Annotated in this window: 9 protein-coding genes and 1 pseudogene; 8 read left to right on the top strand and 2 right to left on the bottom strand. The window is 66.3% G+C overall.

What is annotated here, in order from left to right; genetic code table 11:
* From AC1DY5_RS27990 to AC1DY5_RS27970, 5 genes are all read left to right on the top strand, one after another.
* The coding region (locus AC1DY5_RS27990; protein WP_478116692.1) for an ABC transporter permease at positions 1-903 on the top strand (903 nt) is incomplete at its 5' end.
* A gap of 5 nt (positions 904-908) precedes the next feature.
* Positions 909-2,039, top strand: a complete 1,131-nt coding sequence (locus AC1DY5_RS27985; protein WP_478116690.1) for an ABC transporter permease — start codon at positions 909-911, stop codon at positions 2,037-2,039.
* Positions 2,040-2,064: 25 nt separating this feature from the next.
* A complete protein-coding gene (locus AC1DY5_RS27980) occupies positions 2,065-3,564 on the top strand; it encodes an efflux transporter outer membrane subunit (protein ID WP_478116688.1) in 1,500 nt (499 codons plus the stop codon).
* A gap of 65 nt (positions 3,565-3,629) precedes the next feature.
* On the top strand, positions 3,630-4,391 hold the full coding sequence (locus AC1DY5_RS27975) for a hypothetical protein (protein WP_478116687.1): 762 nt from the start codon (positions 3,630-3,632) through the stop codon (positions 4,389-4,391).
* A 56-nt stretch (positions 4,392-4,447) separates the two neighbouring features.
* The gene (locus AC1DY5_RS27970; RefSeq protein WP_478116686.1) at positions 4,448-4,624 is read left to right on the top strand and encodes a hypothetical protein; all 177 of its coding nucleotides are present in this window, start codon (positions 4,448-4,450) and stop codon (positions 4,622-4,624) included.
* Between the two features lie 323 nt (positions 4,625-4,947).
* On the opposite strand, the pseudogene AC1DY5_RS27965 reads toward AC1DY5_RS27970, so the two are convergent.
* A pseudogene (locus AC1DY5_RS27965) lies at positions 4,948-5,722 on the bottom strand (SDR family NAD(P)-dependent oxidoreductase).
* Positions 5,723-5,851: 129 nt separating this feature from the next.
* Here AC1DY5_RS27965 and AC1DY5_RS27960 point away from each other — a divergent pair.
* Genes AC1DY5_RS27960 through AC1DY5_RS27950 form a run of 3 tightly spaced genes read left to right on the top strand, consistent with a single transcriptional unit; the run spans position 5,852 to position 8,627 of the window.
* A complete protein-coding gene (locus AC1DY5_RS27960; RefSeq protein ID WP_478116685.1) occupies positions 5,852-6,796 on the top strand; it encodes a chromate resistance protein ChrB domain-containing protein in 945 nt (314 codons plus the stop codon).
* Positions 6,793-8,148: a chromate efflux transporter gene (gene chrA, locus AC1DY5_RS27955; protein ID WP_478116683.1), complete on the top strand. Its 1,356-nt coding sequence runs from the start codon at positions 6,793-6,795 to the stop codon at positions 8,146-8,148. Before AC1DY5_RS27960 ends, chrA begins: the two co-directional genes overlap by 4 nt.
* A gap of 26 nt (positions 8,149-8,174) precedes the next feature.
* Positions 8,175-8,627, top strand: a complete 453-nt coding sequence (locus tag AC1DY5_RS27950) for a chromate resistance protein ChrB domain-containing protein (RefSeq protein ID WP_478116681.1) — start codon at positions 8,175-8,177, stop codon at positions 8,625-8,627.
* A gap of 28 nt (positions 8,628-8,655) precedes the next feature.
* Here AC1DY5_RS27950 and AC1DY5_RS27945 read toward each other — a convergent pair whose 3' ends face one another.
* The gene (locus AC1DY5_RS27945) at positions 8,656-10,107 is read right to left on the bottom strand and encodes a tripartite tricarboxylate transporter substrate-binding protein (RefSeq protein ID WP_478116694.1); all 1,452 of its coding nucleotides are present in this window, start codon (positions 10,105-10,107) and stop codon (positions 8,656-8,658) included.
* Positions 10,108-10,307 lie beyond the last annotated feature (200 nt).

The following is a 10,307-nucleotide window of genomic DNA, read 5'->3' as shown; positions in this document are numbered from 1 at the left end:
CCGTACATCTCGCCGATCATGCTGGGCTCGATGCACGAGGCCGAGACGCTGATGCAGCAGCGCAAGGTCGACGGCATCGTGCGCGTGCCCGGCGACTTCTCGCGCCGGCTCGCGGCCGGCGACGCCACCATCCAGGTGATCGTGCACGGCGCCGATGCGAACAAGGCCGGCATCGTGCTGCGCTATGCGAGCGGCGCCCTGGCGCAGAACGCCCTGCGGCTGGCCGACCGCGGCGCAGGCGCGGGGCCCGGTGTGGGCGCGGTCACCATCGAGCAGCGGCTGTGGTTCAACGCCGCCAACACCAGCACCTGGTACCTCGTGCCGGGGCTGATCGTGCTCATCATGACGCTGGTCGGCGCCTTCCTCACCGCGCTCGTGATGGCGCGCGAATGGGAGCGCGGCACGCTGGAGGCGCTGTTCGTCACGCCCGTGCGTCCGGTGGAAATCCTGCTGGCGAAGATCATTCCCTACTTCGGCATCGGCATGGTCGGCCTGCTGCTGTGCCTGGTCGCCGCGCGCTTCCTGTTCGAGGTGCCGATGCATGGCTCGCTCATCGCGATCGTCGTCAGCGCGATGCTCTATCTGCTGGTCGCGGTGGCCGTGGGCCTGGTCATCTCCTCCGTCACGCGCAATCAGTTCCTCGCCAGCCAGGTGGCACTGATTTCGAGCTTCCTGCCGTCGCTGATGCTGTCGGGCTTCCTGTTCGACCTGCGCAATGTGCCGACCGTCGTTCGCATCGTGGGCCACGCGCTGCCGGCGACCTACTTCATGGAGCTGGTCCGCACGCTGTTCCTCGCGGGCAACGTGTGGTCGCTGATCTTAAGGAACTGCGCGATCCTGATCGCCTACGCCGTGGTGCTGCTCGGCGTCGCACGCTTCGTCACGCGCAAGAAGCTGGATTGAGGATCATGAACGGTTCATTCATCGACTTCGTGCGGCGCGTCGCCCACCTGTGCCGCAAGGAGCTGCTGGCGATCCTCAAGGACCCGTCGAGCCGTGTCATCCTGGTCGTGCCGGCGCTGATGCAGAGCCTGCTCTTCGGCTATGCCGCCACCTACGACCTGAGCCGCGTCGACTACGCGCTGCTCGACCAGAGCCACAGCGGCGCCTCGACCGCGCTGATCGCCAAGCTCGACGGCACCGGTGTCTTCCGCCGCGCGGCGACGCTCACGTCGCCCGACCAGATCGCGCCCATCGTGAACGCGCAGGACGCGCTGGTCGTGATCCAGATCGGGCCGCAGTTCGCGCAGCAGCTCAACGCGGGCGAGGCCGCGCCGATCCAGGTCGTCATCGATGCACGCAACTCCAACACCGCGGGCTCGGCGGCGGGTTTCGTCGCTTCGGTCGTGGCCAGCTTCAACGACGAATGGCGCCAGCGGCACGGCGGGCTCCAGGCATCGGTGGCGATCGAATCGCGCGCCTGGTTCAACCCCAACCTCGAGACCCGCTGGAACTTCATGCCCGGCATGATCGCCGCGCTCAGCATGATCCAGACCCTGCTGCTTACTGCGCTCTCGGTTGCGCGCGAGCGCGAGCAAGGCACCTTCGACCAGTTGCTCGTCACGCCGCTGTCGCCCACCGAGATCATGATCGGCAAGGCCATTCCGCCGGTGCTGATCGGGCTCGTGCAGTCGACCCTCGTGCTGCTTATCACGCTTCTGTGGTTCCGGGTGCCGATGGCGGGATCGTTCGTCACGCTCTACATCGGACTGTCGTTCTTCACGATCGCGAGCGTGGGCGTCGGGCTGTCGATCTCGGCCGTCTCGGCCAACATGCAGCAGGCCATGCTCTACACATTCGTGCTGATCATGCCGATGATGCTGCTGTCGGGTCTGACCACGCCGGTGAGCAACATGCCGCGCGTGCTGCAGATTGCGACGCTGGCCAACCCGCTGCGCTTTGCCATCGACCTCGTGCAGCGCGTGTACCTCGAGGGCGTGGGGCTGCTCGCCGTTTGGCACAACCTCATTCCGCTTGTCATCATCGCGGCCATCACGCTGCCGCTGGCCGCCTGGCTGTTCCGTCATCGCCTGGTCTGAAACCCTTCCTTCCAAGGACACCGACATGAAAACCTCCTTTCGCTCTCTGCATCGCCTGGCWTGGGTGGCGGCGCTGGCGCTGGCCGGCTGCGCGGTGGGGCCCGATTTCAAGCCCGAAACGCCGGCGGCGCCGGCGAGCTTCTCGGACTGGCACGGCGGCTCGCCGGAGCTGATCCCGCCGCAGGAACGCGAGCGTGCAAGCGCRGCGGCGCCGGCCGGCTGGACGATGTTCGGCGACCCGGTCCTCGATGCGCTGGAGGCGCAGGCACTGGCCGCGAGCCCCGACCTGCAGACCGCGGCACTTCGCTTCGCGCAGAGCCGCACGCAACTGCGGGTCGTCCAGTCGCAGCAACTTCCGCAAGTCGGCGCCAGGGCCGGCGCGCGGCGCGCGCGGCAAAGCGAGAACGGCGATCCCACGCGACTGATCGATGCCCTGAACCCGCTGAACCGCAGGCAGCTGATCCAGACGCTGAGCGATCCGCACGACCTGTACGAGGCCGGCTTCGACGCTACTTGGGAGATCGACCTGTGGGGCCGCGTGCGGCGCGCGATCGAGGCTGCCGACGCCAACGTCTCGGCCTCGCAGGCGCTGCTGGCGCAGGTGCAGCTCAGCGTGCAGGCCGAGCTCGCGCGCCACTACTTCGCGCTGCGTGCAGTTCAGCACCAGATCCGCATCGCACGCTCCGACATCGCCGCTGCGGATGAAACGCTGGAGCTGGTCAAGGCGCGTGCCGACGGCGGTCTCAGCACCGATCTCGACGTCACGCGGCAGCGGGCCCAGGCGGCCGATCTGCGCGCCCGCCTGCCCCAGCTGCTGGCGCAGGAGGCGGCGGCCGTGAACCAGATCACGCTGCTGCTCGGCGAGCGGCCCGGCGCGCTGCGGGCGGAGCTCGCGGACCGGCCCGACGCGACCGAACGCGCCTTGCCCGATCTCTCGCTGGGCCTGCCCTCGGAGCTGGCGCTGCGCCGCCCCGACATCCAGTTCGCCCAGGCGCAGCTTCATGCAGCCACGGCGAACATCGGCGTCGCCGTGGCGGACCTCTATCCGCGCATCACGATCGGCGCCAGCTTCGGCTTCGAATCGGTCGACGCCAGCACCTTCGGCGATTGGGGCAGCCGCCAATGGTTCGTCGGACCGAGCCTGCAACTGCCGGTCTTCGATGGCGGACGCCGGCGCGCCACCGTGACCCTGAGCGAGTTGCAGCAGCAGGAGGCCGCCGTCGCCTACCATCAGACCGTGCTGAAGGCCTGGCACGAGATCGACGATGCATTGAGCGCCTATTCGGCCGAACGGCTGCGCAACGTGCAGCTGGCCGAGCGCGAGCGCAGCAGCCGCGACGCGCTGCAGCTGGCCCAGGTGCGCTACGCGCACGGCCTGACCGACTTCCTGGTGCAGCTCGATGCCCAGCGCACCTGGCTGCAGGCCCAGCGCGACTACACCGAGAGCACCAGCCGCCTGGCGCTGGGCCTGGTCGCGGTGTCGAAGGCGCTGGGCGGCGCCGGAGAGCTGCCGGCGAAGTCCTGAAGCCGCGCGCGTCCCTCGACACTTTGAATCGAGACCGACCCGCTCGCCTCAGTACACTGATTCCGATGAGCCCCTCCCCTCCACCGCATGGCGTGCCAGAGCGCCTTGTTGCCTATTTCTGGAGTGGCGATGCTATCCGGAGCCGAAGCGTCAGCGATGTCGTGCTGACCGGCACGGTCGACGTGCCCGAGCCCCCTGCACGCCTGCAAGCAGACTGGGAAAGGGAGATATCGTTGCGCCTGGGGCTGGAACCCGGAGACGTCGAGCCACTGCCCCTGGCGCGAGCGCGCGCGCGCTGGCCGGACTACAGGCACTGCGTGCAGGCGGCGGCCGACTGGACGCGCAGGCTTGGCCTGCATGAGGTGCTCGACTCGAGTGAGGTCGCCCTCATGGCCTGCCGCGGCGCGAAGTACCACCATGACGCCGCCCACTATGGCGGGGCGGCATTCTGCAATCTCTTCCTGAGCGAGGACAGGGGCCTGGACCTGCATTTTCCTTCTACGGGTCATCGAATTCCCCTGGCCCGGGGCACGGCCGTGATATTCGACACGGGACAGCCTCACGCCGTCATTCAGCGATGCAGCAGCGGCTTCGACGCAGCCGATTTCGCACCCGGCCAGGATTGCACCCAACTGTTCCTGAGCTGGGAGCTTCCGATCGAGGATGCCCATGTGGGACGCGTACTTCGGGTCGCTTTCGACATCGACCCCGCCACCTCGTCGACCCTGGACGAAGAGCAAGTCCGGCTGAACGGCGCACGGGCCATCGTCTGTCCGGATTCGGGTCGATGGCGCAGGGCCGACGCTTGCACAGTCCCCGGTTCTTGACATTCCGAAGGCTGCCCAGAACACTGACTCCCTGTCCCCGTCCGTTGCAGATCCTCATGACTCCCGAAGCCGTGTTGCAGGCATTTGACCAAGCGGTGCTGTGGCCGCGCGACCGCTCATCCGGCGTGCAATCCGACATAGCCATGGCGTACCAGCAAGCACTGAAGCTGCGAGCGTTGCGAATCAAGCGCGRCGAGYGCCCCCTCGGCTACAAGTCGACAACCAAGGCATAGCCACTCGCGCGGGCAGCTTCGAACAAAAACATTGAACTTCGGGCTCGAATGCTCGTTCCATGAGCACCGTAGTGGAGCCCAAGCAGCATGCGGCTCCGACGAGTTGCTCAGGCAGTTATCCACAGAGTCATGCACCGCCCGAGGGGAAAACAGGGACTTGACTTTCGCATTTTGGTGCAGTGCACAACGCCGATTCCTCATTGGCAGCGGCACGCTTTGCGTGCGTCGGGGCTCTGCACTGCAGCACGCCAAGTTGGTGCGTCGCCTGTCATCTTTTCCACAGCCAGATGCGAGCGGTGACTCACCGGCCCCGCGGCGTCCCCTCAGCCTTTGGGCGAGTCGATCAGCTGACGGATCGAGTCAGACATCCCCGGGGTCGCAGGGTCCCAACTGGGGCGTGGTCCGACCAGGATGCCACCGTCGACCACGATATGGGTTCCTGTGATGAACGCCGCGTCCTCACTGGCCAGAAAGGCCACCGCGCCGGCAATGTCCTCGGGCCTTCCGCCCCGGGCGACCGGCTGAGCCCGCTCCGCGAATCCGGCGATCATGTCGTTGACCTGATCCTTCAACGGGTCTGGAACTTCCATGGACGCGGCGAAGATATTCGTCTTGATGAAGCCAGGGCAGATTGCGTTCACGCGGATCCGGTGTCTGGCGAGGTCCGCAGCCGCGAGCCTGGACAGGTGCAGCACCCCTGCCTTGGCCACCGAATAGGCGGTCGGCGCCATGCCGGCCGACAGTGCCGCCACGCTGGCGGTGTTGACGATCGATCCGCCGCCGCGGGCGACTATGTGCGGCACGGCATGACGGATCCCCATGGCCACGGAGCGCAGCAAGAGGCTCATCGTGTGGTCCCAGCCGCTGGCGTCTATCTCGTCGATTCTCTCCCTGGCGCCGCCGGCGCCCGCGTTGTTGAAAAGAATGTCGATGCCACCAAATGCGGCCTTCCGACTGTCTCGACAGTGCCTCACCGCCGTCCGCGTCGATGTCTGCCGCGATGACCAACGCGCCCTCTGCAGCCAAGCGAAGCGCACTCGCTTTGCCGATGCCCGAGGACGCGCCCGTGACGACTGCTGTCTTTCCGTCGAATCTCATCTTGGATGCCCGGTCGAGCCCATTGGGGGGAGGAGCGTGAAGTAGCCATCTGCTTTTGTCAACCGGCCCATCGTCCCGATCCGGACATCATCCGGCGAAACAACTATCACATCATGCGATACTTGCTACATGAATGACTGGTTGGTCCTCACCGCATCGCTTCCGACGTCTCCCAGCGGCCTGCGGGTTCGCATCTGGCGCTCGCTCAAGGCGACGGGCAGCGCAACCCTGAGGGACGGCGTCTACATCCTTCCCTCGACCGCAGCGTCGGCAGACGACCTGTGGGCCATCGAAAAAGCCATCCAGGACGGCGGCGCCGAAGCTCACATGCTGGTCCTCAAGGCCCGCGACGAAGCGCAGGAGAAGACCTTCCTCGCCCTGTTCGACCGGTCCGAGCAATACGCCGACTTTGCACAAGCGCTGAAGGAGACCTGGCACACGCTCAAGTCCGCTGACGAAGCAGACCTGCGCAAGTCACTGCGCGGCCTCGACCAACAGCTCAGGGCCATCCAGGCGACGGACTTCTTCCCGGGCAAGAGCGCCGCAAGGACGGCAGCCGGACTGGAGACTCTGCGGACGGAGATTGAACGCAAGCTCTCCCCTGGCGAGCCGATGGCCGCCTCGGGAACGATCGAAAGACTTTCACCTGAGGCCTTCCAGGGCAAGACGTGGGCCACGCGCAAGCGTCCCTGGGTGGACCGGCTCGCAACGGGCTGGTTGATTCAGCGCTTCGTCGATTCCTCCCCGCGCTTTGTCTGGCTGGCGGACCCTGGCAAGTGCCCGAAAGGCGCTCTTGGCTTCGACTTCGACGGCGCGACCTTCACGCACGTCGGCGACAAGGTCAGCTTCGAGGTCGTGGCGCAGACCTTCGGCCTTGAAGACGACCCGGGCATCCGCCGTCTCGGAGAACTCGTGCATTACATCGATGTCGGCGGGATTCCCGTCGACGAGGCGACCGGCGTCGAAACCATGGTGCGCGGCCTCCAGGCACAGCACGGCAAGGACGACGCGCTGCTTGCCGCTTCGTTTGTCCTCTTCGACACGCTCTACGCCGCTCTGAAGGCACACCAATGACCACCAATAGCATCACCGCAGCACCCGAGCGGCTAAGCTTTGGCAAGGCTTTCGTCTACTGGCTCAAGCTGGGCTTCATCAGCTTCGGAGGGCCGGCCGGGCAGATCGCGATCATGCATGAGGACCTGGTCGAGCGGCGCCGCTGGATCTCCGAGAGCCGCTTCCTGCATGCGCTGAACTACTGCATGCTGCTGCCCGGTCCCGAGGCGCAGCAGTTGGCGACCTACATCGGGTGGCTGATGCACCGCACTTGGGGCGGCATCGTCGCCGGCGTGCTGTTCGTGCTGCCCTCGCTGTTCATCCTCATCGGCCTGTCGTGGGTCTACATGGCTTATGGCAACGTGCCGGTCATCGCCGGCGTGTTCTATGGCATCAAGCCCGCCGTCACTGCCCTGGTGGTGCATGCGGCCTGGCGCGTGGGCTCCCGGACTTTGAAGAACGCGTGGCTGTGGGGCATCGCGGTGGCGGCCTTCCTGGCCATCTTCGCGCTGCAATTGCCGTTCCCGCTGATCGTGCTGGCCGCGGGCGTCATCGGCTATGCCGGAGGCCGCGTCGCGCCGGCGAAGTTCACGACAGCCGGCGGGCACGGCCACGCGAGCACCTCGCTCGGCCCGGCGCTCATCGACGACCACACACCGACGCCCGAGCATGCGTTGTTCACATGGCGGCGCTTCGGCCGCGTGCTGGCCGTCTGCCTCGCGCTCTGGTTCGCCGCCATCGGGACCTTGACCGCGCTCTTCGGCTGGGACGCCGTGCTGACGCAGATGGCGTGGTTCTTCACAAAGGCCGCGCTGATGACCTTCGGCGGTGCCTATGCGGTGCTGCCCTATGTGTTCCAGGGCGCGGTCGAGCATCACCAGTGGCTGAGCGCGCCGCAGATGATCGATGGACTGGCGCTCGGCGAGACGACACCCGGCCCGTTGATCATGGTGGTGTCCTTCGTCGGCTTCCTGGGCGGCTGGAGCAAGGCCATCTTCGGTCCGGACGCGCTCTTCGTGGCGGGCGCGGTGGCCGCCACGGTGGTGACCTTCTTCACTTTCCTGCCTTCGTTCTTYTTCATCCTGCTGGGTGCGCCCTTCATCGAGTCGACCCACGGCAATCTCAGGTTCACGGCCCCGCTGACCGGCATCACCGCCGCCGTGGTGGGCGTCATCGTGAACCTCGCCGTCTTCTTCGCCTACCACGTGCTCTGGCCACGAGGGCTTTCCGGCCCCTTCGAGTGGCCCTCGGCGCTGATCGGCCTGGCGGCGGCGGTGGCCTTGTTCCGGTTCAAGGTTGGCGTCATCCCGGTGGTCCTGGCCTCCGGCCTGGCTGGGTTGGCGCTGACGTTTCTGCGGCCCCTGCTTGCATGAGAGGTAGAACCGAAAGGAGCAACATCATGAAATGGGTGACTCGTGAGCGGCCCAAGATCGACCGCATTGCATGTCCGTGGCTCATCGCGCGCTTCATCGACGACGCACCGCGGTTCCTTTACGTCCCGGCCGATCAGGTCCTGACGACGGCTGAGAGGGAAGACGCCGTGCCGTACGACATCCCGGGAGTCGAGATGACGCACGTTGGAGACCATTGCAGCTTCGACGCATTCCTCGAGAAATACCACCTGCGAGATCCTGCCTTGCAGCAGTTGGCGGTCATCGTGCGAGGCGCAGACACCTCTAGACTCGAACTGACTCCGCAGTCGGCCGGCCTGTATGCGCTATCGCTCGGTCTGTCGCACAACTTCAGCGACGACCATGAGATGCTCAAGCACGGAATGGTGATGTACGACGCGCTCTATGCCTGGTGCAAGAGCTGCCAGGGGGAGGCTCACAACTGGCCACCGAAGATGTGATCTTCCGGGGCTGAGGACGATCGACGCCTCAGTCCACGTGGATGTTGCGCGCCTTGACCAGCGCGTTCACCCGGGCGCTCTCTTCCTGCACGAACTTCGCGAATGATTCGGGCGAAGTGCCGGCCGGCACGAGTCCAAGCTGCAGCAGCTTCTCGTTGACCTTGGGGTCGTTCACGGCCGCCCCGACTGCCTTGCCGAGTTTCTGCACGATGTCCTGCGGCGAGCCCTTGGGCAGGAACACGCCGTTCCACTCCACCACGTTGTAGCCCGGCAGGCCCGATTCGGCGAGAGTCGGCGTGTCGGGCAAGCTGGGTACGCGCTTGGCGGAACTCACGGCCAGCGCACGCAGCTTGCCGGACTTGTCGTAGCTCGAGGTTGACGCGACGTTGCCGAAATAGGTCGACACCTGCTGGCCCATCACATCGGTCAGCGCTGGCGCGCCGCCCTTGTAGGGCACGCATGTTGATCTTGGCCTGCTCGTTGAGGCGGTGATGATCTGCTGGCCGAGCGCGACGCTCATCTGCTGCGCCACGATGCGCGCCGTAATGTCGGCGCCGCCGCCTGCCGCATACGGAACCACCATGCGGATGGGCTTGTCGGGCCAGGCGGCAGCGGCCAGCAACGGAGCGCAGGCCGCGAGGGCCACGACGGACTTCAGGAGATGTTTTTTAAGGGGCATGTCTCGGTCTTGTGTTTCAGGACAACTGGTAGAGCTCCGTCGGGTCTCGACCAGCACGCGGTGCCTTGTGGCTTCGTCGGGAACCCACCGAGCCAGGACGTCGAACAACGCAACGTCGTCCGGCTTTCGCATCGGTTCGGTCGAATGCGGCCAATCGCTGCCCCAGACCAGGCGCTCGGGCGCTTGATGGACCCAGCGTTGGGCGATCGTGTCGGTATCGGCATAGCCGCCTGCGGCGCCGACCGTCGAATCCATATAGGCGCCCGACAGCTTGATCCATGTGCGCCCGTTCTCGAGCAGCCGGCTCACGATGGCGAATGCCGGGTGCGCCTGCGGATCAGGCTGTGGCAAGCGGGCCAGATGGTCGAACACCACCGCGCCGGGCAGGCGTGCCAGCAGTGGCGCGTGCTCGGCAATCTGATCGGCGCTCCAGTGCAGTTGCACATGCCAACCCAGCGCATGCACGCGCTGCGCCAGCCCTTCGACCATCGTGAAATCGGTGGCGGCGTTGGTGGCCGTGTAAAGGGTGAACCGGATGCCCCGGATGTCGCCGGCATGCAGGCGCGCGAGTTCGTCGTCCGTCACGTCGGGCCGGACCACCGCGATGCCGCGGGCGCGCTGCAGGCCAAGCGACGCGATTGCCGCGAGCGTGACCGTGTTGTCGGTGCCGTGAGCGCGCGGCTGCACGATTAGGGTGCGTGGCGTGCCGAGCCGTTGCTGCAGCAGGCGGTAGTCGTCGACGGTTGCATGGTCGACAACGGCATCGGGTGCGCCGAAGGTGGTGAAGCGGCGGTCGTAGATGTGCGTATGCGCGTCGCAGGCGCCAACGGCGCCTCGGTGCGGGGCGCCCCGCCGCCGCTGCTGTTCGGGCAGTCGACTTGCCAGCTCATCGAGCGTCCGCGTCGCAGCCTTGCTTCTGCGATGCGATTACCAGCGAGGTGTGCTGCCCCAGCGTCGGGGCCGCAAAAGGCAGCGGCCCGGGCGTGCGATCGAACTTGATC

Source organism: Variovorax sp. P4_D9 (assembly GCF_056401695.1).
The sequence above is the reverse complement of the archived record's forward strand: the minus strand, read 5'-3'. Positions and strand labels throughout refer to the sequence as shown.

Coding starts and splice junctions, on each gene's coding strand:
- AC1DY5_RS27960 (WP_478116685.1), top strand. CDS start 5,852: ATGAATGACTGGTTGGTCCTCACCGCATCGCTTCCGACGTCTCCCAGC.
- AC1DY5_RS27985 (WP_478116690.1), top strand. CDS start 909: ATGAACGGTTCATTCATCGACTTCGTGCGGCGCGTCGCCCACCTGTGC.
- AC1DY5_RS27950 (WP_478116681.1), top strand. CDS start 8,175: ATGAAATGGGTGACTCGTGAGCGGCCCAAGATCGACCGCATTGCATGT.
- AC1DY5_RS27975 (WP_478116687.1), top strand. CDS start 3,630: ATGAGCCCCTCCCCTCCACCGCATGGCGTGCCAGAGCGCCTTGTTGCC.